We start from the raw sequence: 25,169 nt of genomic DNA on the forward strand, positions 1-25,169 counted from the left end.
GTCAGTTTGTATCCTCAAGAAATAACGAATGATGAAATCCGAATATTGAATGATGAAGTTTTATGAGTCCGTATCACTTCGGCATTCCGCGGTTCGACATTCAATATCCGGCACTTATAAATAACTTGTAATTTATTAGAGCCCGTGAAAATTCCGCTTATTTCCCAAACTGAACGATAAAACATCATTGCGGACAAAGCATAGCAATTTCCCCCGTGGTAATCGGGATTGCCACGCCTGAGTTTGTCTGCACTGGCACGGTCGAAGTATTGATACATGGCTTCAATTTTGAAAAAGCGTCGTTTACCTGATCTTTTTTAAATACTTTTGTTTTGGGAAATCGTCATCCCGTTTTCCCGTTTTTTGTTATTTTGCCGTCAAAGAGAGAAACCATACCCGATTACACATGTTTAAATCCATCCGTTATTCTTTATTCGTTCTGTTATTGTTTGTTATGATGGTAAAGGCCCATACTCAAAACCCGGTGATCATTCCGCCATACCTTCAAAAAGGCGATACGGTAGCCATCGTGGCCACGGCAAGAAGCTTTCAGCCGGAGGACCTGCAATCGGCCAGGGATTCCCTTCGCAACTGGGGACTTCATGTGGTACTGGGGAAAACCATAGGCCCGCAATACCACCAGCTTGCCGGGACGGACAGGGAACGTGCGGATGATCTGCAGCACATGCTGGACGATCCTTCCGTAAAAGCCATATGGGCTGCCCGCGGAGGATACGGTACCGTTCGTATCGTGGATATGCTGGATTTTACGAAATTCCGCCAAAAGCCCAAATGGATTATCGGTTACAGTGACGTTACCGTGTTGCACAGCCATATCCACAAACTGGGCATAGCCACCCTGCACGCCACCATGCCCATCAATGTGAAAAAAAATTCCGAAGCGGCCGTTCAAAGTCTTAAAAAGGCACTTTTCGGGAAAAAACTGCAATACAAAGTCCCTTCCCGTCTGCAGAACCGTATGGGAACTGCCGAAGGGCAACTGGTAGGAGGCAACCTTTCTATTTTATACAGCCTGCTCGGTTCGCCTTCCTCGATAAATACAGACGGGAAAATACTGCTTATTGAAGACCTGGACGAATACCTCTATCACGTAGACAGGATGATGATGAACCTGAAACGCAACGGGTATTTTGACAACCTGAAAGGTCTCATCATAGGCGGTATGACGCGGATGCACGACAACAGCATTCCCTGGGGCAAGGATGCCATTGGTATTGTAAAGGAAATTGCCGACGCTTATGACTTCCCTGTTTGCTTTGATTTTCCTGCAGGACATCTCGAGGACAACAGGGCATTAATACTGGGGAAAGACGTAAAACTGACTGTCGGAAAGGATTCCGTTAGCCTGAAGTTTAAGGATAAAAAATAAAATCCGGAGAGGTCCGGACTATTGGTCGAGTTTTACTTCTATCGTAAAATCGCCTGACCACGGGTTTCCCGCCATCATGTTTTCTCCGACAGACAGGGTATGGGTTCCGGCCTGTTCCAGGTCGTATTTCAGCTCCCTGCCGAAAGGTCCGTCGGCCGAACCGTCCGGGAAAAAGATCTGCGTAAAACGGATATTGGCCGTTGTATCCTGCGATACCAGCTTTGCCGATAATTTTGCCGGCCCGTCTGTTTGAAAGACGAAATATTTCTTATCCCGTTCTTCCTTGTGCACCGCTCCGCTGACAAAGCCGTTTTTCAAATTCAGTGCAAGTGTGTCACGGGAGGTCTCGGTTATTCCTGAATTGACTTCTTCTCCGGAGGCAACATTATTTTGTTTTTCCTTTTCCGGCTTTCTCCCACAGGAGACCGCCAGGAATACCAGCAATAAAAAGATGATCCTGAATCCTGATTTTTGAAAACGCATAAGAACTTTTTTACAAAAGTACGGATATAGTTACATCTTGCCGGAAAGCCTTATGCAAAAATCACAATATGTTATCCGGATTTTGTAAATTTACCTGTAGGGCAGAAAGAAAACGGCATGGCAACGCATAACGAATTCGGCAGAAAAGGAGAAGAACTGGCTGCGGAGCACCTGCTGCAAAACGGGTACGATATCCTCGAACGCAATTACACCTTCGACAAGGCCGAAATAGATATCATCGCAAAAAAAGACGATACCCTGGCCGCAGTAGAGGTAAAAGCCAGGAGTTCCATAGATTTCGGAAATCCGCAGGATGCGGTAAACAGCAAAAAAATACAACGCCTGGTCAAAGTCATAGACCATTATATTGTTACAAATAACCTGGATACCGAAGTAAGGTTTGACATTATAGCCATAACCAAAAACGGAAAGAATCACACCCTCGAACATCTGGAGGATGCATTTTACCATTTCTAACCCCCCTTGTCATTACCCCTTTGTGCTCGAAAAATAAGAATTTTTTGTCCCTGCGTACCTAAAAAACCTACTGTAGAAATAAATTTCGAAATTTATTGACATTACTATTTGTTTTAAATAAAACAATTTGTTATTTTAGCCGCTGTAAACCAAAACCATTCAAGATGAAAACGATTTCTTCCGTAGTTGAAAATTACATTAAGACAAAGCCTTTCTTGCAAAGCGCTCTGGCACAGGGTATTATCAATTTAACTTCCCTTTCCAGAATCATCGGGCCGGAGATCGAGGAACAGTTGGGAAAAGAAGTAAGGAGCGGTGCCGTTGTAATGGCATTAAAACGGTTGTCCACCGATATGGAATTCCGTGCCACGCACAAAATACTCAAGGTGTTGAAAAACATAGGAGAAATCACAGTGCGTTCATCCCTTACGGATTATACTTTTTTGCTGTCTGATACCATCCTGAACAGCCAGGCCAATCTGCTGAAAGAGGTCAACAAAAACAAGGATGCCTTTTACACCTCGTCCAGGGGGGTCAACGAAACCAATATTGTGGTCAGCAATTCCCTGAATGCTATGGTAGAGTCCCTTTTCCGGGAAGAAAAAATGACACAGAAAGTTGAGGATCTCGCTTCCATTACGGTCAAACTTCCCGAAGAAAACGTGGTTATTCCCGGAATATACTATTTTATCTTCCAGCGTCTGGCGTGGGAGGGGATCATCCTTCACGAAGTCATCTCCACAACCAATGAATTTACCATCATTGTGGGCGAAGGGCAAATAGACAAGGCATTCAAGGTGATCAAAGACCTGAAAAACCTGTAATTTCGGTGCTATCGGGAACTCCCGGCCAAACAACCTTTCCTCCCCAAACAACCCCGTCCTGCGAATGCCGTGTTTCCTCAAATTATTACCTGCTTTATAAGGAGACCGGAGTGTACCCCGGAATGTTGAACTGAAGGGCGTTCACCTCCTAAGAATTCATCATTCAAAATCCGGAATCCGACATTGATTAGGTATTTCTCTTTTTGTTTAGTATTTTGCTTTCCGATTCTGTACTTACCTCAAAAGTGAAACCTATGCAATTAGCACAAGTGAACATCGCCCGGATGAAAGGCGCGATAGACAGCCCCGTCATGGCCGATTTTGTAGCCAACCTGGACCGTATTAATGCCCTGGCCGAAGACAGCCCCGGATTTGTATGGCGACTCAAGGACGAAGGCAACAACGCCACTTCCATGAAAATGTACGATGATGATTTTATCATTGTAAACATGTCTGTCTGGACCGATATCGATGCCCTCTTTAGCTATGTGTACCATTCCGATCATGTGGAAATATTTAAACGCAAAAAGGAGTGGTTCCACAAAATGCAGGAAATGCACATGGTCCTGTGGTATGTGGAAGACAACCTGTTCCCCACAATACCTGATGCACGCGAACGCCTGGAATACCTGCAAAAACACGGGGAAACACCTTATGCCTTTACCTTCAAAAAAAGGTTTTCTCCCGCCGATCTCCGGAAATATGCTCCCAATCACCCCATTTAAAAGCAAATATTCCTTCAATCGCGGGTTACAGGCCATTTTTCTCCTAACCCACTACCCCGCACCCAGCTTAGGGCAGGGGTTCGCAAAGACTTCCCTGTTGTGGCTTTGAAATATACCTAAAGTAATATCAACGCGTCATTCATAGTACAGGCGGGGAAGAGGATTGCCTGTTTCGTGCAATAACTGTATTTTTGCGCATTAATCGCATCCTAATCAGCAAAAAACGGTAGCATCCGCATATGAAATACGATCACAACGCAATCGAGGCCAAATGGCAGCAGTACTGGAAAGAGAACAAGACTTTCGAGGCAAAAAATCCCGGTTCCGAAGGAGCTGACAAACCGAAATACTATGTACTCGACATGTTTCCCTATCCTTCCGGGGCAGGCTTGCATGTAGGGCATCCGCTGGGCTATATCGCCTCCGATATTTACGCGAGGTACAAGCGCCACCAGGGATTCAATGTCCTCCACCCCATGGGATACGATTCTTTCGGGCTCCCGGCAGAACAGTATGCCATACAAACCGGGCAACACCCGGCACTGACCACGGAAACCAACATCAAGCGATACCGTGAGCAACTCGACAAGATCGGCTTTTCCTTCGACTGGAGCCGTGAAGTGCGTACTTCCGCCCCCGATTATTACCGGTGGACCCAATGGATATTCACCCGGCTCTTTAACTCCTGGTACAACAAGGGTTCCGACAAAGCCGAGGATATATCCACCCTGGTACAAAAATTCGAAACCGGGGGGAATTCCGGTGTAAATGCCGTTTGTGATAGTGATACCGAAACCTTTACTGCCGGACAATGGCAGGCTTTTTCCGAAGAAGAAAAACAAAAGACACTTTTAAAATACCGCCTGACCTACCTGGCGGAAACCGAAGTCAACTGGTGCCCTGCCCTGGGGACCGTTCTGGCCAACGACGAGATTGTAAACGGCGTATCCGAACGGGGCGGTCATCCCGTAGTACGAAAAAAAATGACCCAGTGGAGCATGCGCATCACCGCCTATGCCCAACGCCTCCTCGAAGGTTTGGACCGCATTGACTGGCCGCAACCACTCAAAGATGCACAGACCAACTGGATAGGCCGGTCGGAAGGTGCCGAAGTCAGGTTCCGGGTCAAAGATTCCGATGCGGAAATCCCGGTTTTCACCACCCGGCCCGACACCATTTTCGGTGTCAGTTTTATGACCCTGGCCCCCGAACATGAACTGGTATCCGAAATCACTACCCCGGAACAAAAAGAAGCCGTAAAAACCTATATCGAAGCTACGGCTAAACGCAGCGAACGCGAACGCATGGCCGATGTAAAAACCATCTCCGGAGTTTTCACCGGGGCTTATGCCGAACACCCGTTTACCAAAGCACCCGTTCCCATATGGATAGGCGACTATGTACTGGCCGGTTACGGTACCGGCGCTGTTATGGCCGTACCCTGCGGAGACCAGCGGGATTATGATTTTGCAAAACATTTTGATATTCCCGTGCCCAACATTTTTGAGAATACGGACATTTCGGAAGCTGCTTACAGTGAAAAGAACGGAACTGTTATCGCCAATTCCGAATTCCTGAACGGGCTGTCTCACGAAGAAGCTACCCAAAAAGTCATTGAAAAACTTGAGGCCATCGGTGCCGGACAAGGCCGGATCAATTATCGCCTGCGCGATGCTGTCTTCAGCCGTCAGCGTTACTGGGGTGAACCTTTTCCCGTATATTACGTAAACGGACTGCCGCAAATGATAGCCCCGGAACACCTGCCCGTGAAACTGCCGGAGGTAGAGAAATACCTGCCTACCGAAAGCGGGGAACCACCACTGGGCAATGCAAAAACCTGGGCCTGGGACACCGAAAAAAACGAAGTGGTAAGCAACGACCTCATCGACCATAAAACCGTGTTTCCGCTGGAGCTGAATACCATGCCGGGCTGGGCCGGGAGTTCCTGGTACTTTAACCGCTATATGGATGCCCGCAATGAAAAGGAGTTTGCCTCACAGGAAGCCCTTGGCTACTGGAAAGACGTAGACCTGTATATCGGCGGAAGTGAGCACGCCACTGGCCACCTGCTCTATGCCCGTTTCTGGCAGAAATTCCTCTTTGACCAGGGATTGCTCCCGGTAGATGAATTTGCCAAAAAACTCATCAACCAGGGAATGATACTGGGAACGAGCGCTTTTGTGTACCGTGAAAAAGGATCAAACACACTTATTTCCAAAAACAGGATCGACTATCACGAAACGGAACCTATCCACGCCGATGTTTCCCTGGTCAATGCTGCGGATGAACTGGACATTGAAGCTTTTAAAAACTGGCGCCCGGAATTTAAAAGTGCCGAATTTATTCTGGAGGACGGCAAATACATTGTAGGCCATGAGGTGGAAAAAATGTCCAAGTCCAAATACAACGTAGTCAACCCGGACGACATATGCGAACAATACGGGGCCGACACGCTGCGGATGTATGAAATGTTCCTCGGGCCACTCGACCAGGCCAAACCCTGGAACACCGCCGGTATCACCGGGGTCCACGGTTTCCTGAAAAAACTGTGGAAACTGTATCATTCCGGTAAAGGAGGAACGTTCCGCATATCCGATGAACCCGCCTCCAAAGAAAGCCTTAAAACCCTTCATAAAACCATTAAAAAGGTGATGGAAGACATTGAGAATTTCTCTTTCAACACCTCCGTATCCTCCTTTATGATTGCCGTAAACGAACTAACGGCACAAAAGTGCAATAGCCGGGAAGTGCTGGAGCCCCTGGCCATTATCATTTCTCCCTACGCCCCGCATATTGCCGAGGAACTATGGCAAAAACTGGGACATGAAGGTTCCGTAGCCTTTGCTCCTTTTCCGGAATTCGAAGAAAAGCACCTCGTGGAAAGCAGCAAGGAATACCCGGTTTCCTTTAACGGTAAAATGCGCTTTAAAATGGAACTTCCCCTGGACATGAGCAGGGAAGACATGGAAAAAGCCGTGATGGGCCATGAAAAGACACAGGAACAGCTTCAGGGAAGGAGTCCGAAGAAAATTATTATCGTTCCCGGGAAGATCATTAATATTGTGGGGTAAAACGGTTATTTTACGTACTGGATTGCGTGTGGTCAGGATCGGTCAATACCTCAACCCATTATATATCGGCAATTAAAATTTTTCAACGCAAAGGGAGTATTTTTTTGCAATAATGAAAGAACTCCCTTTCTTTTTACGTATAATTTTACATTTTTATTCCGGTAAATCCCTAATTTAGAGTGCAAAACACACACATAATGAAAATAGGGGTACCGAAAGAAATCAAGAACAATGAAAACAGGGTAGGGATAACACCTGCCGGGGTTTTCGAGCTCGTAAAAAATCACCATACGGTCTACATTCAAGCCACTGCCGGAGAAGGAAGTGGCTTTTTTGATACCGATTATGAAGCGGTGGGCGCTGTAATACTGCCTTCCATAGAAGAAGTCTATGCCAAAAGTGACATGATCGTAAAGGTTAAAGAGCCTATAGAAAAGGAATATCCTTTGGTCCGGGAAAACCAGGTGGTCTTTACGTATTTTCATTTTGCATCCAGTGAAGCACTGACCACGGCCATGCTCGAAAGCAAGGCCGTTTGCATTGCCTATGAAACCGTTGAAGAAAGTGACAGGAGCCTGCCGCTGCTTATCCCCATGTCTGAAGTTGCAGGCCGCATGGCCATACAGCAGGGGGCAAAATACCTGGAAAAGCCCATTAAGGGACGGGGCGTACTGCTCGGTGGTGTTCCCGGCGTACCTCCGGGCAAAGTTCTGGTCCTCGGAGCCGGAACGGTCGGCATACAGGCCGCTAAAATGGCCGCGGGGCTCGGTGCACATGTTACCATACTCGATATTAACATGAAACGCCTCCGTTACGTCAACGACATTATGCCCAGCCACGTTGTTACAGAATTCTCGAATGAATACAACATAAGAAAACACATAAAGACCCACGATCTTATTATAGGCGGAGTTTTGATCCCCGGGGCCAAGGCACCCGGTTTGATCACCAGGGACATGCTCCCGGAAATGCGCCCGGGAACCGTGATCGTAGACGTTGCCGTAGACCAGGGCGGATGTATAGAAACCTCCAGACCCACCACACATGAAAACCCCACTTATATTATAGATGACGTTGTGCACTACTGCGTGGCCAATATGCCAGGGGCAGTCCCGTATACTTCCACAGTGGCACTTACCAATGTAACCCTGCCCTATGTACTGCAACTGGCCGACAAGGGCTGGGAGAAAGCCTGTAAAGACCATACTGCCCTGGCCAGGGGAGTAAATATCGTAAACGGCGAACTGACTTACGACGGAATCGCCGAAGCTTTTGGCTGGACAACCGTTGCAAACTGACAAAAGTTCACCACCTCAGGCAGGAAATACTAAAATATTCTTAATAACGCACCCGGTCCGTTCTTTTTGGCCGGGTTTTTGTTTTTTCATTTCCAAAAGTATTTCCAACAAGCATGGAAACGGAAAATTTCGTAATTTTATAACACTTAAACTCGGAAAAATGATAGGGTATTATATAATCATAGGTGGAATAGCGTTGATAAGCTGGCTGGTGAGCAGTAAGCTGAAGCGCAAGTTCAAGCAGTATTCAGAAGTACACCTGCGCAACGGCATGAGCGGGGCGGAGATCGCCGAAAAAATGCTTGCGGACCACGGCATCCACGATGTCAAAGTCATTTCCACACCCGGAATGCTGACGGACCACTATAACCCGGCCAAGAAGACCGTAAACCTCAGTGAAGGGGTGTACAATCAACGTAACGCAGCGGCGGCGGCAGTGGCCTCTCACGAATGCGGACACGCCGTACAGCACGCCAAAGCGTACCAATGGCTGCAGCTTCGATCCAAGCTGGTACCGGTAGTGAGTGTGTCTTCCGGAATGTCGCAATGGCTTATTATCGGGGGGCTGATCCTCGGGATAGCCAATAGTTTCGGGTTTCTTATTGCCGTAGCGGGGCTGGTATTGATGTCTTTTGCCACCATTTTCAGTTTAATTACCCTCCCGGTGGAATACGATGCCAGTAACAGGGCCCTGGCCTGGCTGAAAAACAAAAACATGCTGAGCCCCCAGGAATACAAAAGTGCCGAAGATTCCCTGAAATGGGCGGCAAGAACCTATCTCGTCGCCGCTATCGGTTCCCTGGCCATGTTGCTTTACTGGGGATTGCGTATCCTCGGTTCAAGAAACTAAACGGTACAAAGAAATACATACATATTAAAAAAGGCGGTCTTTTCAACCGCCTTTTTTAGTATTCCTTTAACTTATGCGACTACTCACTGATCCCCGGAATCCTTTCATCAATAAGTTTCAGTGCAATTCCTTCGGTACCCATCAGTTCAAAAAGGTCAAGGGCATTCCTCATGGTCTGTTCTTCTTCCATCTGTTCCTTAATGAACCACTGTAAGAAGTTCTCCGTAGTCAGATCGTTCACTTTCCTGCATTTCAATACAATATTGTGAATGGACTTGGTTATACCGATCTCCTGCTCCAGGGCAGATTCAAAAACCTCTTCCAGGGAATTGTACTCGTGTGTAATGTTACTTACTTCCGGAGAATAGGCCATGCCGCCATTGTCATTGATGAATTTAAAGATTTTCATCATATGTTCTCTTTCTTCTTTGGCCTGCTCGTAGAAAAAATGAGCGCTGTTATTCAGTGCGCTATGATCACACCATGAAGCCATGGCCAGATATATGGAAGACGAATGGGCCTCTCTGGCTATCTGCTCGTTCAACATGTCCATTACATCTACGTTTATACTCAATTTTTGTCTTACTAAATCTTTCATCGGTCTGATTTTTTCTGTTTACTGTATCGAAATCCTCGATTTCCTGTATCAAAGATACGAAAAAGAATCCCTAACTCTCTAATACACAGTAAATTTGTAAGCAGTCTAAGACTAAATATAAATAAAGGGAGTATAAAGCCCGGAGAAACTATGCGCGTCCTGTTAAACTGTGACCATGGTATGAAGTTCAGACATGGTAAAGATACCCTGTACAAACATCTTGAGGTCAATGACTTCCAGGGTGTCCAGAATGAAGAGGTGTTCCCTGTTGCAAAGTGTAAGAATCTCTATTCCATGGCGATTCAGGTCCCCATTAAAATGCGCATCCAGGTCCATTGTAATTACCTTTTGCCGGAAAGCCAGCAACTGGCAAAATGACATTTTCACCCTTTTCTGCTGGATATCTACAAAAAAACAGCGTCCCTTCTCTGATTGATACGCTGAATAAAACCTGGATTTAAATAATACTGTCGCCATTTCAGTGGCGAAATTAATTATTATTTAGAATAAATACAAACAAACACGCTATTTTAAGAAAACTTTTTTGAGGAGGAGGATCTCACCGGTCTTTTATAACTGGATTTGCCTGTCGATCTGCTGGTACAGGGAAATAAAAGTTTCCGTACGCGAAACACCTTCTATGGTCTGTATCTTTTGATTGAGCAAATGCATGAGGTGTTCATTGTCCTTACACAGGATTTTAATAAGGATACTCCAGTTTCCCGTGGTGTAATAACACTCCAGAACCTCCGGTATTTCTCGTAATTGTTTAACGGCTTCCGGGTTTCGCATGGCCTTGTCCAGGTATATCCCGATAAAGGCGGTTGTGGAATACCCCAATACCTTCGGGTTTACCATAAACTTGGAGCCGGCAATAAGCCCGGAATCTTCCAGCTTTCGCAAGCGCTGATGGATGGCCGCCCCCGAAATCCCGATCTTCCGTGCAATTTCCAGGATGGGTTTACGTGCATCATCCATCAGTGAGCGGAGAATTTCCTTATCTATTCCGTCAATCTCTACAGTTTCGTTAATAATCTTCATAGCACAAATATTAAATTGCAATTAAATATACAACATTTGCAACATATTTGCGATTTCTGCCCGAATAATATTAACAATCTGTAGATGAAAGTCCTGTTTTCCTTTACTTCACAAAAACAATCTTCCTGAAAAGAACCTTATTTTTATCGTGCCGTCAGCCTACTACATTATGCAGATCATACCCGGTATATGCGCCTTCCTTTTCCCGGAAAATCACGCCCTGTTCCTCCAGTTCTTTCAATATGGGCGTATAAACCTCCCTGCGAATCGGTATCTGCACGCCCGGAGTATTTATTTTTCCTTCCAGGATCTGGAGTGCGGCCATGGCCACCGGAAGTCCCACGGTTTTGGCCATGGCGGTAAATTTGCGGTCCTCACCGATCACGACCATACTGGCATCGATCTGTGATTTTTTACCGTCCAGTTCATAACCAAATTTGTGATACATCACGATCATGTCCTTGTCGTTTTCTTCCAGGCTCCAGCTTTCTTCCAGTATTTTCTGAAGTATCTGCGCGGGTGTGGCATCTTTCAACCCCACTTTTCTCTCCGCACTGAAAAGGCCCAGTTCTTCCAGTTTTTCCCACATGATATCGTCCTGGTCTATTTTCAGGTAGTGCCGCATTTTCAGTTCAACAGAGTCGGTTGGCGAATACGGCAGAAAAGCATTTACAAAATCGCGGTAGCTCATGTTTTCAGTATCGTCCATCACATAGCTGTCATCTGTCATTCCCAGCTGGACAAACATATTCCACGCCCTGGAAAAACCGACTCTTCGCATGGTTCCCCGATAGAGTGTCAACGCATCTTCAAGCCCGTACGCTTTCCTGTACTTGAGCGAATCCCTGTTGGCATAGCCTTCAAACTCCCCGTATCCGTCAACATCGAGGAATTCCGTTCGCCTGAACAGTTTGTGGTACGGGATATACTTGTACGTACCCTCCTGAATAAACTTTGCAGCTCCGCCCTGCCCCGCAACAACCACATTTCTGGGGTTCCAGGTAAATTTATAGTTCCACAGGTTGGTATCGCTTTCCGGGGCCACCAAACCGCCGCAAAATGACTCAAACAACAGCATTTTTCCGCCTTTGTCCCTGATACGGTCAATCACGTGCATCGCGCTCATGTGATCTATGCCCGGGTCGAGGCCGATCTCATTCATAAAAACAAGTCCCTTTTCCCTGACCTCCGCATCGAGTGCCTGCATTTCCTCGCTGACGTAAGAGGCCGTGACCAGGTGCTTCCCGTAAGCAATACAATCCCTGGCCACCTGCACATGAAACCTTGCCGGTAACATCGATATAATGAGGTCCGCATTTTTCACGGCGTCTTCGCGTTGTTCCCTGTCAAAAATGTCCAGGGGAATACCATTTATGTTTCCGTAGGAATCCTGTAATGCTTTCAGGTTATCCGTATTGATATCACCAACTGTTATAGTTATGGCCCTGCTTTCCGCCTTTCTGGAAAGATAATCGATAAGATAAGACGTGGATTTCCCTATTCCGATGATCAAAATGTTTTTCATAACTCTTTTCTGATGTACTTTTGTATTGGTTTAAACTACAGTTATTAATTTTATAACACGAATGTAGTAAAATGTTATATTTATAAAAAATTATACGGCATAAGTTCTATATATTGTCCCGGTATTTTCACGTTCAGGGCAATTTTTATGCGCATAAACAAATATTATGAAAAAAACCATTCTCTGCACCGGAGCGGTCTTCGGATTTCTCGCTGTCGTCCTCGGTGCTTTCGGAGCGCATGCGTTAAGGGGTACTATTGGCGAAGAGGCCCTGCACACCTTTGAGACCGGAGTAAAATACCAGATGTATCACGCCCTGCTCCTGCTCCTTATCGGTAATCTTGCCTTTCTATCCGAACGAGCCGGAAAAACGTTGTTTTGGCTTATAAGTGCGGGGATCGTACTATTCTCCGGTTCCATCTACGGATTGGCCACAAATAATCTCACTGCTTTTGACTTTAAATCCATCGGTATTGTTACTCCTATAGGCGGTACGCTTCTCATCGTGGCATGGGGTCTTCTTTTTTATAACTTTACAAGGATAAAAACCAAATAAATATAACACTAAAACGGTTTCGTTAGGATTAATTTTTACTTTTGTAATGTAAAAACACACACTAACTATTTCGTAATGATTAACAACACACTCAACACTAAAACGATTTCGTTAGAGGCATACGGAATCGAGAATGCCAGGATCCGTTACCAGCTTTCCCCGGAAAAGCTGCACGACATCACCATCAAAAAAGGGCAGGGCGTAGAAGTGTCCTCCGGGGCCCTTGCAATAAATACCGGCGAATTTACCGGAAGGTCTCCGAAAGACCGCTTTATCGTAAAAGACAGTATTACCCGCGATCACGTATGGTGGGGAGGTATCAACATTCCGTTCGATCCCGTCAAATTTGACAACCTCTACCGGAAAATGGTAAAATACCTCTCCGGAAAGGAAGTTTTTGTGAGGGACTGCTATGCCTGTGCAGACACCAATTACCGCACGAACATCCGGGTAATTACCGAATGTCCCTGGAGCAATCTTTTTGCTTACAATATGTTCCTTCGACCCTCCATGGACGAACTGGAAAATTTTGAAACGGAATGGACCGTGATCAACGCACCGGATTTTTATGCCGATCCTTCGGAAGACGGTACCAGGCAACACAATTTTGCCATCCTCAACTTCACTGAAAAAATGGTGTTGATCGGCGGTACGGGTTATACGGGTGAAATCAAAAAAAGTATTTTCTCCGCTTTGAATTTTACACTTCCCGTATACAAAAACACCCTTCCCATGCATTGCAGTGCCAATGTTGGTGAAAACGGCGAAACCGCTATTTTTTTCGGGCTTTCGGGCACCGGGAAAACCACTTTGTCTGCCGATCCGGATCGCAAACTCATAGGTGATGACGAGCACGGCTGGACCTCGGAAAACACGGTGTTCAATTTTGAAGGCGGCTGTTATGCCAAGGTCATCAACCTGTGTGAAGAAAACGAACCCGATATATACCGGGCCATTAAAAAGGGGGCATTGCTCGAAAATGTTGTCCTGAACAATAAAGGACAAGTGGATTTTGACAACACATCCATTACACAGAATACCAGGGTTAGTTATCCCCTTGATCATATCAGGAATATACAGGAACCATCCATCGGTTACAACCCGAAAAACATATTTTTCCTTACGGCAGATGCCTTCGGGGTATTGCCTCCCATTTCAAAACTTACACCAGGGCAGGCGGCCTATCACTTTATTTCGGGCTATACGGCCAAGGTGGCCGGCACCGAAGCGGGGATTGATGAACCCGTGCCTTCGTTCTCGGCTTGTTTCGGGGCGCCTTTTATGCCGCTCCATCCCACAAAATATGCCGAGATGCTGAGTGCCAAAATGAAAACTGCCCGCGTAAATGTATGGCTTGTGAATACGGGATGGACCGGAGGTCCTTACGGTACGGGGTCACGAATGAAACTCCGATATACCAGGGCCATGATTACCGCAGCACTGCACGGGCAACTGGACAATGTAAAATTCGAAGAACATCCGGTATTCGGCATTGCCGTACCGCAATCCTGTCCCGCTGTGCCTTCTGAAGTACTCAATCCCCGGAATACCTGGACAGACCAACAGGCTTACGACAAGCAGGCCACGGGACTTTCCAGGGCTTTCAAAGAAAACTTCTCGGTATTTGCGGCTTATGCCAATGAAGAGATCCTGAGCGGAGCACCCCGATAAGGTGTTTTCCCGATAGTCGTAAAAAGAGAAACCCCGGTACTAAAATAACCCGGGGTTTTAATTTTTATATCCCTGCCGGATATTATCTTTTATTTGCTTCTGAAATATATTTCTCCAGGGCCATGGTCATGGAGGGCGTTTCCGGCGTAGGCGCCTGAATGTCGATGCGCAGCCCTGCCTCGTTCGCCGCTTTCACGGTAGTATTTCCGAATACTGCTATACGGGTGTCGTTTTGTTTGAAATCCGGAAAATTCTTGAACAGGGATTCGATTCCCGAAGGACTGAAAAAGACCAGTATATCATAATATACATTCCTAAGGTCAGAGAGGTCACTGATCACCGTTTTGTAGAGGATCGCCCTTTTCCAGTCTACTCCGAGGCCGTCCAGGGTTTCCGGAACTTCCCGTTTCAAGACATCTGAAGAAGGCAGTAAAAATTTCTCATCCTTGTATTTCTTGACCATGGGCGCCAGGTCCTGAAACGTCCGTTTGCCCACATATATTTTTCGCTTGCGGTATACTACATATTTTTGCAGGTAATATGCCACGGCCTCAGACTGACAGAAATACTTCATCGTATCCGGCACTTTAAAGCGCATGTCCTCGGCAATCCGAAAAAAGTGGTCCACAGAATTTCTACTGGTAAGTACAATAGCAGTAAACTTGGTTAAATCTATTTTTTGCTGCCTTACTTCCTTCGCATTAACCCCTTCAACATGAATAAAAGGCCTGAAATCTATTTTTACTTTTTGCTTCTCTACAAGCTGTAAATATGGTGAATTTTCCACTTTAGGTTCCGGTTGGGAAACCAGGATTGTTTTCACTTTCATATTAACCATTTGTTTAATATCCTTCACTAAAAAATGCCACCCGGGCAATGATTAGATAAGGCGCTATTTCCAGTGCGCAAAGATACAAAATAAAATAAAACAACTTCTTAAACAGAAATTTTTGATGTTTTTTAAGTATACGGCCCCAGGCAATGAGATTTAATAAAACAAATATCCCGATCGTTACAAATAAAACAATCTTCTTTGCCGCAGGATTATAAATAAGCATAGCCATCAAAGGAAGCAATATAATTGCTGCCAGGTTCCTGTAGGTTAGTTTGTGAAAATTGTACTGCTCCAGAAAATAACCCAGGTCAAAAATGGTGGCGATGAGTTTTTCCAGGTAAAACTTAAACAATACAAACAGGCCCAGCCCGGTTATCACGAGCAACAGGCTTGCTTTCTTCGGAATAATCCCCGCATAATCCAGCGTGTATGCCATAAGCATCCCGAAAATAATGAGTTGTACAATAAAGAGCAGAATATTGAATTTATTTATGTTCGGCTCCTGTTCCTTCCCGTACAATTTCAGGTACTTGTCTGATACAAAAGCCCCGAGGAAACGCGTAAACCTTATTTCGTGGGTAACCTTTGCAAAGGTTATCAGCAAAATACACCCCACGAGCAGAATGGTTTCTATCGTATGTTTATCGACCTCTCTGTACAGTATTTCCATTACGCCTGTATTGTTAAATTCGGGAATGCTGTCACAAGGTTATCATTCCTTCAATCAAAATCATCCGTCATGCTTTTATTGACAGATCATTCTTCATCTTCAATAGGGATAATATCACCCTGAAACCCGGAAGGTAACCCGTTTTCCGAGATGGAGACCCGGAACAACCCGCCTTCCGAAAGTTTGCCGATACTATCCATCCCTGCCCGGAAATGTATGGTGCTTTCCGCACTCAACGTACGGCTGCCGTCCTTGTTCCCGGGAAATATATTTATCGTATCCTGTATCTGCTTCTTTTCGTTGAGCACCAGACCGTAAAATTTCAGGTTACCGAACCCCACACCCTCACTGTACGGATTTACGAGTGTGAGCGAAACGGAATCCCTGCCGCGGATTATTTTATCGTTTTCCACGCGGCATATCAGTTTCCGGAACGAACTGAAATCTTCTACGAATTTGCCTTTCCACACATGTCCTTTTCCCCTGCCTATACGCATCTGAACAATTGAATCTTCAAAATCTTCCCGTCCGCTCAGATAGGCCACTTTTTTATGCCGGAATTTATATTCGGAACTGTCTATATCGAACTGGCTTTGCCGGTGTTTTACACTGTTCAGCGAATACACGGGGACCCTGGTATAAAAACCGTACATACTTGCATTCCTGTAAGAGTCTTCAAAAACTACCGGAAGCCCTTTGGTCTCTTCGTAGAGTTTTTGCGTCCATCTCTTGTTTCCGTGACTTTCGTAATTAATGGGCGAGAGTTCTTCACTTACCAGGATTACCCTTGCCATACAAAGTGCCACCAGGGACATGATACTGGTAATGCGCAGCCATTTTCTGAACTTCTCCTGCTCCAAACCGTACCGGAAAGTAAGCACAATAAGCGGCAAAATGGTTAACAGGGGCCATTGTGCCTGGGTTTTCCGGTTAAAGGACGACAACAGGAAAAACCCGATAATTCCCCATGCCGTAAAAACCAGTGCACGGTCAAAAACGTGGTTTTTTAAATGACCAAAACGCGTAAACCTGTAAAGTGCCCAGTATATCAGGGGGAACGAAAACCCGAGAACAATTAGTGTGTTAAGAATATAGTCCAGTGTAAATTTAACGCGGTAATAACTGTTGGCCCGGCCGGACAGATGATATCTCAAAGAAGCAAAGTCGGTCTCATACAACCAGTAGAGATGCGGGATATACAGCACAAGGGAAAGCAGGACCGCAATCCAGAACCTGTATCTTAAAAACAATTTCGGGTTGGACAATACCACAAAGCCTATAAGCAGGATAGCATGGTATTTACTATACATCAGGGCCGCCATGCTGAAACCGAGAACCAGTATGGCCGCGGTGCTCTCCCTTTTCAGAAAAATCTTGTATCCGTAAAGGAACAAAGCTCCGAAAAAAAGCAGCGGTGTATCCGGAAGCATAAAAAACCCATAGGCGTTAAACAGTGCCACAGAGGCCGATAGCAGGCAGAATATCCATACGTGATCATATTTTCTCCTGTCGTCGATTATTTTCCAGAGCAGGAATATGGTCCCCGAAAACAGCAACGGGGCAAAAAGCCGTACCCCCAGTTCATTGTCAAAAAGTGTAGTCCCGATCCTCGCAAGGATGGCCACCATGGGCGGATGGTCAAAATACCCCCAGCTCGGATTTTGGGAAAAATACCAATAATAGGCCTCGTCAAAGATCAACTGGGTAGCCAGGCTCTGTATGAGATTTACTATCGTTAATACGATCAAAAAAAGCAGTACGAATTGTTCTTTTTTCTTCGTGGAGTCCATACTTCCGGAAAATTTCAAGCAAAAATACTTAATATTATGTGAGAATAATACACTATTTTAGCCATAAAACAGTTCTGTATATCAAAATATCCCACAACCATAACAATTAAAAAACGAAAGAAATTCTATTTTTGCATTCCACTTAATATTTTTTATGCAAGCGGACGGCCTGGTCATTATTCCTACATATAACGAAATTGAAAATATTGAAGCCATTATCAGGGAGGTCTTCCAACTGAAAAAGGACTTCCATATTCTTATCGTTGACGATAATTCTCCCGACGGCACAGCGGCAAAGGTAATATCCGTACAACAGGAATTCCCCGACCGGCTTTTCCTGGAGGAACGCAAAGAAAAATCCGGCCTCGGAACGGCTTATATCCACGGTTTTAAATGGGCCCTACAAAAAGGGTATGATTATATTTTTGAAATGGACGCCGACTTTTCCCATAATCCCAGGGACTTGGTGCGCCTCTTCAATGCCTGTGCCCTCCACGGTGCAGACGTGGCCATCGGCTCCCGGTATGTAAAAGGGGTGAATGTGGTAAACTGGCCCCTGCAACGTATCCTGCTTTCTTACGGTGCCTCCTTTTACGTGAAATTTATTACGGGAATGCGTATTCACGATCCCACCGCGGGTTTTATGTGCTACAAAAAGGAAGTGATAGAAAGCATAAAACTGGACAACATCCGTTTTGTGGGCTATGCCTTCCAGATAGAAATGAAGTTTCGCGCTTTCCTGAAAAAATTCAACATCACAGAAGTACCGATAATTTTTAAAGACCGGGAAAAAGGGAATTCCAAAATGAACGGAAAGATCATTAACGAAGCCATTTTCGGCGTATTGTCCATGAAGCTTCGAAGCCTGTTCAAAAAAGAAGGCTTTTAGCGGACACCATTATCCCGCCCGAAATATTCTGAAAACCTTTACACATTTTCCTGTGGTCTTATCGTACCTTTGTTCCGTACAGCCCTGAAACTAAACAAAAATCCAATGAAAACGCTCATCAAGAATGCCATTGCGGTCAACGAATTCCGAAAATTCGAAACCGACGTTCTAATAGAGGACGAGATCATTCTGAAAATAGACAAAAACATTTCCGCAGAAAACTGTAACGTCATCGACGCCGAAGGAAAACACCTTTTCCCGGGTGCCATAGACGACCAGGTACATTTCAGGGAGCCGGGGCTAACCCATAAGGCCACCATAGCCACCGAAAGCAGGGCGGCCATAGCCGGAGGGATCACTTCGTTCATAGAAATGCCCAATACCAAACCACAGGCTACCACCATAGAAAAACTGGAAGAAAAGTTTGCCATAGCCGCCAACACCTCACATGCCAATTATTCCTTTATGTTCGGCGGCACCAATGACAACCTGGAAGAAATACTCCGAGTAGACCCGAAATCCTGTGCGGGATTGAAGCTTTTCCTCGGGTCTTCCACCGGGAATATGCTGGTTGACGATGAAAAGGTACTGGAAAACATCTTCTCCAAAACCGGCCTTATCATTTCTGCCCACTGTGAAGACGAGACCACCATAAAAAACAACCTGGAAGCATACAAAGCCAGATACGGCGATGACATCCCGATAAAACATCACCCGAAGATCCGCAGTGAAGAAGCCTGTTACCTGTCTTCTTCCCGGGCCATTGCCCTGGCCAAAAAAACAGGGGCAAGGCTCCACGTATTCCACCTTTCCACGGCAAAGGAAACCGATTTGTTCCGGAATGATATTCCCCTGAAAGAAAAAAAGATAACCGCCGAAGTATGTATCCATCACCTCTGGTTCTGTGATGACGATTATGAAAACAAGGGAACCTTTATCAAGTGGAACCCCGCTGTAAAAACCCCGGCAGACCGAAAAGGCTTATGGGAGGCCCTGCTGGACGACCGGATAGATGTCATAGCCACGGACCATGCGCCGCATGCCCTGGAAGAAAAACAAAACAATTATGTCAACGCCCCTTCCGGAGGACCCCTCGTGCAACACGCCATGACGGCCATGCTGGACGCTTATCACAACGGAAAAATATCCCTGGAGAAGATCGTGGAAAAAATGTGCCACAACCCCGCCATACTGTTCCAGATAAAGAAAAGGGGATTCCTCAGGGAAGGCTATTTTGCCGACCTGGTCCTGGCCGACCTCGGCAAACCCACCACAGTGACCCGGGAAAGCCTGCTGTACAAATGTGGCTGGTCTCCTTTTGAAGGAACGACCTTCCAATCGGGAATTACCCATACCTTTGTAAACGGGAACCTGGCATACCACAACGGTACGTTCCATGAATTACGCCGTGTAAAACGACTGGAGTTCGACCGCTAAAAAGAGAAAAAATGAAACTCAGGAATATCTTGCCCTTTGTTGTTCTGCTGAGCGTTTTATCCTGCAAGGACAAGACCGTGGAAAAACCGGATAACCTCATCCGGAAAGACCGGATGACGGATATCCTGGTAGACATCGCCCTGATGAATGCCATACGGGGAGTCGATACCGATATCTTCAACAAAGAAGAGATTACGCCGGAAGCGTACATTTATCAAAAACACAACATCGACAGTCTTCAGTTCGCCCAAAGCAACACTTATTACGCTGCCAGGCCCGTAGATTATGCCTCTATGTATAAAGAGGTCGAGACCCGGCTAAAAACAATGAAGGACGAATTTGAAAAGGCACGTGAAGAGCAACGGAAAGCAGACAGTATACAAAAAGCAAAAACCGTCGAAGAAAAGAAAACACAATAAAAAAAGCGCCGAAAAATAATCGCGGCGCTTCTTTATCTGTCTTTTTCAGGTTCCTCCGTTAAGACCCTATTCCGTTTTTTTCAGGATATACATCTCGGCCATATCGCCGTCTATTTTGTTGCCTTCCTGATCCAGGGCCTGTATAAACCCCTCTCCCACGAAATACATCCGTTTATTGTCACCTTCTTTTGGCCGGAAAGTAATTGTACTCTCCTGTATTTCCCAGGTTCCTTCATCTGAAAAGGTATTTTCTTTTTCCACACCGAGGTATTCGTATACTTCTTTAAACGAATGGTCCTCGTTTATGGTAACGGTCATTTTTATACCTTCACAGTCGGCACAGGGAACGGTACCTTCATAAACGCCTTCGAAATCCAGGGAATTGGCTGCATTGTGCATATCCGTAACTGCCGGTTCTTCACTTACCTGTTCGGTACTTTCGTTTTCCTTTGCCGGTTTTTCCTTGTGCTTACACGAAGTGAGGAGTACGGTTACCCCCATAACAACCACAGCACTTAAAATTACTTTTTTCATTTGTTGCAGATTTAGGTTATTGATATCTGAATTTTTCCGGAGACCTGACCCCGGTCTCCGGAAAGTTGTTTTAAAGGTCAAATTTAATACCCTGGGCAAGCGGAAGTTCGGTGGTATAATTGATGGTGTTCGTCTGCCTTCGCATATACAGCTTCCACGCATCCGACCCGGACTCGCGGCCACCCCCGGTTTCTTTTTCCCCGCCAAAGGCTCCTCCGATCTCAGCCCCGCTCGTACCGATATTTACATTGGCAATACCGCAATCTGATCCTTCCACGGACAAAAAGCGTTCTGCTTCGCGAAGGTTATTGGTCATGATAGCGGAAGACAGTCCCTGTTTTACACCGTTCTGCTTCTGAAGGGCGTTGTCAAGGTCTCCGCTGTATTTCAGCAGGTAAAGTACCGGGGCAAAGGTTTCCTGCTGCACGATATCAAAATGGTTTTCGGCTTCGGCTATGGCAGGCTTTACATAGCATCCGCTTTCATATCCTTCACCTTCCAGCACACCGCCTTCAACCAGGATTTTACCGCCCTCTTCTTCTACTCTTTTCAGGGCATTCAGGTAATTCTCTACAGCTCCCTTGTCGATTAGCGGCCCCACATGGTTATTTTCATCCAGCGGATTCCCGATGCGGAGTTGTTTATAGGCATCTACTATGGCATTTTTTACCTTGTCGTAAACATCTTCATGAACGATCAGCCTCCTGGTAGAAGTACAGCGTTGCCCGCAGGTACCCACGGCGCCGAACACGGCCCCTATCACCGTATTTTTAATGTCGGCATCGGGAGTTACGATAATGGCGTTATTCCCGCCCAGTTCCAGCAGGGATTTTCCCAGTCGTGCCGCTACGGCCTGTGCCACGATCTTTCCCATACGGATCGATCCCGTTGCCGAAATCAGGGGGATACGTTCGTCATGTGTCATCATTTCCCCGACGTTGTGGTCTCCGGTGATGAGGCAGGAAATCCCCTGGGGCAGTCCGTTTTCCGCAAATACCCGGGCAGCAATATTCTGACAGGCTACCGAAGTGAGCGGTGTCTTTTCCGAACCCTTCCAGATACAGGCATCGCCACAGGCCCATGCAATGGCCGTATTCCAGCTCCATACGGCAACCGGGAAGTTAAATGCCGAAATGATCCCGACAACACCCAGCGGATGATACTGTTCGTACATCCGGTGCCCCGGGCGTTCGGAATGCATGGTCAATCCGTGCAACTGACGGGACAGCCCTACGGCAAAATCGCAGATGTCTATCATTTCCTGAACCTCTCCCAGGCCTTCCTGGTAGGATTTTCCCATTTCATAGGAAACCAGCTTTCCCAGCGGTTCCTTTAACCGGCGAAGCTCATCGTTGAACTGCCTTATGACCTCCCCGCGTTGCGGTGCCGGCATAACCCGCCATTTTTTAAACCCTTCCGTAGCAGCTGTAATCACTTTTTCATAATCTTCCCTCGTCGTTGCGCTTACCTTACCTATCAAGGTCCCGTCCACCGGTGAGTAAGACGCGATCAATTCACCACTCCCGAAGAAATTTTCCCCGGTTGAAGTTCCGTTGTTAATATCCGTTAGCCCTAATGTTTCCAGAGCTTCATCAATTCCAAAATCAGTTGCTGTTAATGACATTTATAACTTTTTTAATGTTATTTGTTATATTTTTTACGAAGTTACAAATAATTCTTTTAGAAGAAGAACCGGCATAAAAAAACATACTCTGAAGAAAAAATGCTATCTTTCACCTGAGGATTCGGACTTCATTAGTCGATGAATCAAAACGATACGCATTAATTATACACTTAGTCAACAGAATTCAAACCTTTCTATTATGAAAAAGATCATTGCATTGATCCTGATCCTGGCCGCACTGGCAGCAGGATACTTCGGAATTGACAAACTGGGCTCCAGTGAAAGCGGCCTGAAAATAGGCGACCTGGAATTAAAAGCAGAGGACACCTCCTCCAAAAACACGGCATACCTGTACATCGGCGGCGCAGTGATATGCCTTGTAGCAGGAATTGTGCTCATCAGCCGGAAAGACAACTGATCATCCCGTAAACCTCGGATCGGCTTCCATTACGGAACCGCACTTATCACAGGTGCGCAACGATTCCGAATTGTAAAAGGTCTTGAAATGGGGCAGAAAGTCTTTTTCGATATCGTGCAGTTCGAAATAGACTTCGTGAAGCTTGTGGTTACAGTTGTCGCAATACCACAGCAATCCGTCGGTAAAATTCTTTCCCGCCCTCTTCCGTTCAATTACAAGACCTATTGACCCTTCATTGCGTACGGGACAGTGAGGCACTCCGGCCGGGTGCAGGTACATGTCGCCGGCATGGAGTTCCATTTCCTTACGCTGCCCTTCGTCCTGAACAATCACTTTTATAGTTCCTTCTATCTGGTAAAAAAATTCCTCGGTCTCGTTGTAATGGTAGTCCTTTCTGGCATTGGGCCCGGCAACCACCATTACAATATAATCACCGGAATCCACATACAGGTTTTTGTTCCCTACCGGTGGTTTCAGCAGTTCCCTGTTTTCATCGATCCACTTCTGGAGGTTAAAAGGTTTTTTTATGCTCATCCCTGTTATTTTTTGTATTTCGCAGCCGTCCGTCGTTGGATTCGTACATTCCAAAGGCCTTCCCTTATCTTCTCATGAAGCGTTAAAGTTAAGGATTTCTCTTCTTTTTGCAGCAAGCATCCCCGCCATTTTACTTCATTCTGAAAAATACCGGGAAACTGGGATATTTTGTTATTCCATATCGCCTAAATTTGGACCGTGATTCCTTACTTGCGGGAATCGGGATTTATTGGCAAGTTTTGGTTAGTTAGTTTAGACCTCCCGGGGCCTTTCTGTCGATGAACGGGAAGGCCTTACGGGAAGTCCGGGAAGAAAACCCCTGTGTTTTTGAAAATAGCCCGGTATTTTTCTTAAATTTAATTTCAAAAACCAGCTGTTTCAATGATCAAAAGAACTTTTATCCGCACGGCCGTCTTAGCTCTGGGTATATTTTGTTGCACAGTTTCCTGCAAGCACACTCCCGAAACAAGTACTGATACGACTACTTCAGCAGCACCTTCCGGACAGCAGAAAGAACCTTTTGCCATTGTTATTCACGGCGGGGCCGGTACCATACTGCGAAAAAACATGACTCCGGAAAGAGAAGCCGAATACCGGAAAGTTCTGGAAAAAGCCATAAGAACGGGATATGACATCCTCAAAAACGGGGGCTCCGGCCTTGACGCCGTCCAGAAAACCGTCAATGTCATGGAAAACTCCCCCCTGTTCAACGCCGGAAAAGGAGCCGTCTTCACCCATGACGGAAAAAACGAACTGGATGCCTCCATCATGGATGGCAAAACCTTAAATGCCGGGGCAGTGGCCGGCGTGACGACCGTTAAAAACCCCATTACCCTGGCCCGTACGGTTATGGAAAAATCCGAACACGTTATACTGGCCCGTAAAGGGGCCGAAGATTTTGCCGAAGAACAGGGGCTCGAAATTGTAGATCCCTCCTATTTCTATACGGAATCCCGTATGAAGGCACTGGAAAGGATAAGGGAGCGCGAAAAATCCGAGCTCGATCATGACGGGAAAACCGCTTTTTACGATCCCATCATCAAAGACGCCAAATTCGGTACGGTAGGATGTGTTGCGCTCGACAAAAACGGCAACCTGGCCGCCGCTACTTCTACCGGAGGGATGACCAATAAGCGATGGGGGCGTATAGGCGATTCGCCGATCATCGGTGCCGGCACCTATGCGAACAATCAAACCTGTGCCGTCTCTTCCACGGGATGGGGCGAGTTTTTTATACGCGGAATGGTTGCCTATGACATTTCCGCACTAATGGAATACAAAGGCATGTCTTTGAAGGATGCCGCGAAGGAGGTTATACAGAAAAAACTTCCCGGCCTGGGCGGGAACGGGGGAATTATTGCCGTGGATCACCTCGGAAACATGGTCATGGAATTCAATACCGCCGGAATGTACAGGGCCAGCATGAATGCGAAAGGAGAGCTCCACGTGGGGATTTATGAGAATTGAGATACCCCTTCCGTGAATAGTTTTATGGTTCAGGGAAAAAGAA

The 25,169-nt window shown here is 46.1% G+C and carries 25 protein-coding genes; 14 read left to right on the plus strand and 11 right to left on the minus strand.

The annotated features are described in order from the left end of the window. Positions 1-406 precede the first annotated feature (406 nt). Complete coding sequence (locus LS482_RS08985) at positions 407-1,390, plus strand: S66 peptidase family protein (protein ID WP_233031446.1); 984 nt, start codon at positions 407-409, stop codon at positions 1,388-1,390. Positions 1,391-1,408: 18 nt separating this feature from the next. Here the strand turns inward: LS482_RS08985 and LS482_RS08990 are convergent, their stop codons facing one another. After that, on the minus strand, positions 1,409-1,873 hold the full coding sequence (locus tag LS482_RS08990) for a hypothetical protein (RefSeq protein ID WP_233031447.1): 465 nt from the start codon (positions 1,871-1,873) through the stop codon (positions 1,409-1,411). Between the two features lie 117 nt (positions 1,874-1,990). On the opposite strand from LS482_RS08990, the gene LS482_RS08995 reads away from it, so the two are divergent. The 6 genes from LS482_RS08995 (at position 1,991) to LS482_RS09020 (ending at position 9,118) form a co-directional block, all read left to right on the plus strand. Further along, a complete protein-coding gene (locus LS482_RS08995) occupies positions 1,991-2,350 on the plus strand; it encodes a YraN family protein (RefSeq protein ID WP_233031448.1) in 360 nt (119 codons plus the stop codon). Positions 2,351-2,514: 164 nt separating this feature from the next. Further along, on the plus strand, positions 2,515-3,174 hold the full coding sequence (locus tag LS482_RS09000; RefSeq protein ID WP_233031449.1) for an aspartate kinase: 660 nt from the start codon (positions 2,515-2,517) through the stop codon (positions 3,172-3,174). A gap of 254 nt (positions 3,175-3,428) precedes the next feature. Beyond that, entirely contained in the window at positions 3,429-3,899 is a 471-nt protein-coding gene (locus tag LS482_RS09005; RefSeq protein WP_233031450.1) for a DUF3291 domain-containing protein, read from the plus strand. A gap of 239 nt (positions 3,900-4,138) precedes the next feature. Next, a complete protein-coding gene (leuS, locus tag LS482_RS09010; protein WP_233031451.1) occupies positions 4,139-6,970 on the plus strand; it encodes a leucine--tRNA ligase in 2,832 nt (943 codons plus the stop codon). Positions 6,971-7,167: 197 nt separating this feature from the next. Beyond that, on the plus strand, positions 7,168-8,268 hold the full coding sequence (ald, locus tag LS482_RS09015) for an alanine dehydrogenase (RefSeq protein ID WP_233031452.1): 1,101 nt from the start codon (positions 7,168-7,170) through the stop codon (positions 8,266-8,268). A gap of 160 nt (positions 8,269-8,428) precedes the next feature. Then, the gene (locus LS482_RS09020) at positions 8,429-9,118 is read left to right on the plus strand and encodes a zinc metallopeptidase (RefSeq protein ID WP_233031453.1); all 690 of its coding nucleotides are present in this window, start codon (positions 8,429-8,431) and stop codon (positions 9,116-9,118) included. A gap of 79 nt (positions 9,119-9,197) precedes the next feature. On the opposite strand, the gene LS482_RS09025 is transcribed toward LS482_RS09020, so the two are convergent. The 4 genes from LS482_RS09025 to LS482_RS09040 form a co-directional block, all read right to left on the minus strand. Beyond that, positions 9,198-9,716 carry a ferritin gene (locus LS482_RS09025; protein WP_233031454.1) on the minus strand — a complete coding sequence of 173 codons (519 nt, stop codon included), beginning with the start codon at positions 9,714-9,716 and terminating at the stop codon, positions 9,198-9,200. Between the two features lie 162 nt (positions 9,717-9,878). After that, on the minus strand, positions 9,879-10,193 hold the full coding sequence (locus LS482_RS09030) for a hypothetical protein (protein ID WP_233031455.1): 315 nt from the start codon (positions 10,191-10,193) through the stop codon (positions 9,879-9,881). Between the two features lie 93 nt (positions 10,194-10,286). Continuing rightward, complete coding sequence (locus LS482_RS09035) at positions 10,287-10,757, minus strand: Lrp/AsnC ligand binding domain-containing protein (protein WP_233031456.1); 471 nt, start codon at positions 10,755-10,757, stop codon at positions 10,287-10,289. Positions 10,758-10,911: 154 nt separating this feature from the next. Then, complete coding sequence (locus LS482_RS09040) at positions 10,912-12,282, minus strand: saccharopine dehydrogenase family protein (RefSeq protein ID WP_233031457.1); 1,371 nt, start codon at positions 12,280-12,282, stop codon at positions 10,912-10,914. 166 nt (positions 12,283-12,448) lie between these two features. Here LS482_RS09040 and LS482_RS09045 point away from each other — a divergent pair, with 166 nt between their 5' ends. Beyond that, positions 12,449-12,838, plus strand: coding sequence for a DUF423 domain-containing protein (locus tag LS482_RS09045; RefSeq protein ID WP_233031458.1), 390 nt, complete (start codon positions 12,449-12,451; stop codon positions 12,836-12,838). Positions 12,839-12,913: 75 nt separating this feature from the next. Next, the gene (gene pckA / locus LS482_RS09050; protein ID WP_233031459.1) at positions 12,914-14,509 is read left to right on the plus strand and encodes a phosphoenolpyruvate carboxykinase (ATP); all 1,596 of its coding nucleotides are present in this window, start codon (positions 12,914-12,916) and stop codon (positions 14,507-14,509) included. Positions 14,510-14,591: 82 nt separating this feature from the next. Here the strand turns inward: pckA and LS482_RS09055 are convergent, their stop codons facing one another. The 3 genes from LS482_RS09055 to LS482_RS09065 all read right to left on the minus strand — a co-directional run bounded on the left by LS482_RS09055 (position 14,592) and on the right by LS482_RS09065 (position 17,804). Continuing rightward, positions 14,592-15,338 carry a uroporphyrinogen-III synthase gene (locus LS482_RS09055; protein ID WP_233031460.1) on the minus strand — a complete coding sequence of 249 codons (747 nt, stop codon included), beginning with the start codon at positions 15,336-15,338 and terminating at the stop codon, positions 14,592-14,594. A gap of 13 nt (positions 15,339-15,351) precedes the next feature. Continuing rightward, positions 15,352-16,014 carry a DUF4271 domain-containing protein gene (locus LS482_RS09060; RefSeq protein ID WP_233031461.1) on the minus strand — a complete coding sequence of 221 codons (663 nt, stop codon included), beginning with the start codon at positions 16,012-16,014 and terminating at the stop codon, positions 15,352-15,354. Between the two features lie 86 nt (positions 16,015-16,100). Continuing rightward, on the minus strand, positions 16,101-17,804 hold the full coding sequence (locus tag LS482_RS09065) for an ArnT family glycosyltransferase (protein ID WP_233031462.1): 1,704 nt from the start codon (positions 17,802-17,804) through the stop codon (positions 16,101-16,103). Between the two features lie 154 nt (positions 17,805-17,958). Here LS482_RS09065 and LS482_RS09070 point away from each other — a divergent pair, with 154 nt between their 5' ends. The 3 genes from LS482_RS09070 to LS482_RS09080 all read left to right on the plus strand — a co-directional run bounded on the left by LS482_RS09070 (position 17,959) and on the right by LS482_RS09080 (position 20,549). After that, on the plus strand, positions 17,959-18,693 hold the full coding sequence (locus LS482_RS09070) for a polyprenol monophosphomannose synthase (RefSeq protein ID WP_233031463.1): 735 nt from the start codon (positions 17,959-17,961) through the stop codon (positions 18,691-18,693). A 105-nt stretch (positions 18,694-18,798) separates the two neighbouring features. Then, positions 18,799-20,130 carry a dihydroorotase gene (locus tag LS482_RS09075; RefSeq protein ID WP_233031464.1) on the plus strand — a complete coding sequence of 444 codons (1,332 nt, stop codon included), beginning with the start codon at positions 18,799-18,801 and terminating at the stop codon, positions 20,128-20,130. A gap of 11 nt (positions 20,131-20,141) precedes the next feature. Beyond that, entirely contained in the window at positions 20,142-20,549 is a 408-nt protein-coding gene (locus tag LS482_RS09080; RefSeq protein ID WP_233031465.1) for a DUF4296 domain-containing protein, read from the plus strand. A 66-nt stretch (positions 20,550-20,615) separates the two neighbouring features. Here the strand turns inward: LS482_RS09080 and LS482_RS09085 are convergent, their stop codons facing one another. Both LS482_RS09085 and amaB read right to left on the minus strand, forming a co-directional pair. Continuing rightward, positions 20,616-21,083 (minus strand): copper resistance protein NlpE, encoded by a 468-nt coding sequence (locus tag LS482_RS09085; protein WP_233031466.1) that lies wholly within the window; start codon positions 21,081-21,083, stop codon positions 20,616-20,618. Positions 21,084-21,153: 70 nt separating this feature from the next. After that, complete coding sequence (gene amaB, locus LS482_RS09090; protein WP_233031467.1) at positions 21,154-22,707, minus strand: L-piperidine-6-carboxylate dehydrogenase; 1,554 nt, start codon at positions 22,705-22,707, stop codon at positions 21,154-21,156. 199 nt (positions 22,708-22,906) lie between these two features. On the opposite strand from amaB, the gene LS482_RS09095 reads away from it, so the two are divergent. Next, positions 22,907-23,125, plus strand: a complete 219-nt coding sequence (locus tag LS482_RS09095) for a hypothetical protein (RefSeq protein ID WP_233031468.1) — start codon at positions 22,907-22,909, stop codon at positions 23,123-23,125. On the opposite strand, the gene LS482_RS09100 is transcribed toward LS482_RS09095, so the two are convergent. Next, positions 23,126-23,659: a 3-hydroxyanthranilate 3,4-dioxygenase gene (locus tag LS482_RS09100; protein ID WP_233031469.1), complete on the minus strand. Its 534-nt coding sequence runs from the start codon at positions 23,657-23,659 to the stop codon at positions 23,126-23,128. A 381-nt stretch (positions 23,660-24,040) separates the two neighbouring features. On the opposite strand from LS482_RS09100, the gene LS482_RS09105 reads away from it, so the two are divergent. Further along, positions 24,041-25,126 (plus strand): isoaspartyl peptidase/L-asparaginase family protein, encoded by a 1,086-nt coding sequence (locus tag LS482_RS09105; protein ID WP_233031470.1) that lies wholly within the window; start codon positions 24,041-24,043, stop codon positions 25,124-25,126. Positions 25,127-25,169: the final 43 nt, after the last annotated feature.

Origin of the sequence: Sinomicrobium kalidii (genome assembly GCF_021183825.1) — a bacterium.
Taxonomy (GTDB): Bacteria; Bacteroidota; Bacteroidia; order Flavobacteriales; family Flavobacteriaceae; genus Sinomicrobium; species Sinomicrobium kalidii.

Bases quoted from the DNA above. Each gene is read 5' to 3' on its own strand.
- LS482_RS09045 (WP_233031458.1), top strand. From the start codon at position 12,449: ATGAAAAAAACCATTCTCTGCACCGGAGCGGTCTTCGGATTTCTCGCT.
- LS482_RS09100 (WP_233031469.1), bottom strand. From the start codon at position 23,659: ATGAGCATAAAAAAACCTTTTAACCTCCAGAAGTGGATCGATGAAAAC.
- ald (WP_233031452.1), top strand. From the start codon at position 7,168: ATGAAAATAGGGGTACCGAAAGAAATCAAGAACAATGAAAACAGGGTA.
- LS482_RS09075 (WP_233031464.1), top strand. From the start codon at position 18,799: ATGAAAACGCTCATCAAGAATGCCATTGCGGTCAACGAATTCCGAAAA.
- LS482_RS09020 (WP_233031453.1), top strand. From the start codon at position 8,429: ATGATAGGGTATTATATAATCATAGGTGGAATAGCGTTGATAAGCTGG.
- LS482_RS09035 (WP_233031456.1), bottom strand. From the start codon at position 10,757: ATGAAGATTATTAACGAAACTGTAGAGATTGACGGAATAGATAAGGAA.
- LS482_RS09000 (WP_233031449.1), top strand. From the start codon at position 2,515: ATGAAAACGATTTCTTCCGTAGTTGAAAATTACATTAAGACAAAGCCT.
- LS482_RS09095 (WP_233031468.1), top strand. From the start codon at position 22,907: ATGAAAAAGATCATTGCATTGATCCTGATCCTGGCCGCACTGGCAGCA.
- LS482_RS08985 (WP_233031446.1), top strand. From the start codon at position 407: ATGTTTAAATCCATCCGTTATTCTTTATTCGTTCTGTTATTGTTTGTT.
- LS482_RS09105 (WP_233031470.1), top strand. From the start codon at position 24,041: ATGATCAAAAGAACTTTTATCCGCACGGCCGTCTTAGCTCTGGGTATA.
- LS482_RS09070 (WP_233031463.1), top strand. From the start codon at position 17,959: ATGCAAGCGGACGGCCTGGTCATTATTCCTACATATAACGAAATTGAA.
- leuS (WP_233031451.1), top strand. From the start codon at position 4,139: ATGAAATACGATCACAACGCAATCGAGGCCAAATGGCAGCAGTACTGG.
- LS482_RS09005 (WP_233031450.1), top strand. From the start codon at position 3,429: ATGCAATTAGCACAAGTGAACATCGCCCGGATGAAAGGCGCGATAGAC.
- LS482_RS08995 (WP_233031448.1), top strand. From the start codon at position 1,991: ATGGCAACGCATAACGAATTCGGCAGAAAAGGAGAAGAACTGGCTGCG.
- LS482_RS09080 (WP_233031465.1), top strand. From the start codon at position 20,142: ATGAAACTCAGGAATATCTTGCCCTTTGTTGTTCTGCTGAGCGTTTTA.
- LS482_RS09055 (WP_233031460.1), bottom strand. From the start codon at position 15,338: ATGAAAGTGAAAACAATCCTGGTTTCCCAACCGGAACCTAAAGTGGAA.
- LS482_RS09065 (WP_233031462.1), bottom strand. From the start codon at position 17,804: ATGGACTCCACGAAGAAAAAAGAACAATTCGTACTGCTTTTTTTGATC.
- pckA (WP_233031459.1), top strand. From the start codon at position 12,914: ATGATTAACAACACACTCAACACTAAAACGATTTCGTTAGAGGCATAC.
- LS482_RS09030 (WP_233031455.1), bottom strand. From the start codon at position 10,193: ATGGCGACAGTATTATTTAAATCCAGGTTTTATTCAGCGTATCAATCA.
- LS482_RS09025 (WP_233031454.1), bottom strand. From the start codon at position 9,716: ATGAAAGATTTAGTAAGACAAAAATTGAGTATAAACGTAGATGTAATG.
- LS482_RS08990 (WP_233031447.1), bottom strand. From the start codon at position 1,873: ATGCGTTTTCAAAAATCAGGATTCAGGATCATCTTTTTATTGCTGGTA.
- LS482_RS09085 (WP_233031466.1), bottom strand. From the start codon at position 21,083: ATGAAAAAAGTAATTTTAAGTGCTGTGGTTGTTATGGGGGTAACCGTA.
- LS482_RS09040 (WP_233031457.1), bottom strand. From the start codon at position 12,282: ATGAAAAACATTTTGATCATCGGAATAGGGAAATCCACGTCTTATCTT.
- amaB (WP_233031467.1), bottom strand. From the start codon at position 22,707: ATGTCATTAACAGCAACTGATTTTGGAATTGATGAAGCTCTGGAAACA.
- LS482_RS09060 (WP_233031461.1), bottom strand. From the start codon at position 16,014: ATGGAAATACTGTACAGAGAGGTCGATAAACATACGATAGAAACCATT.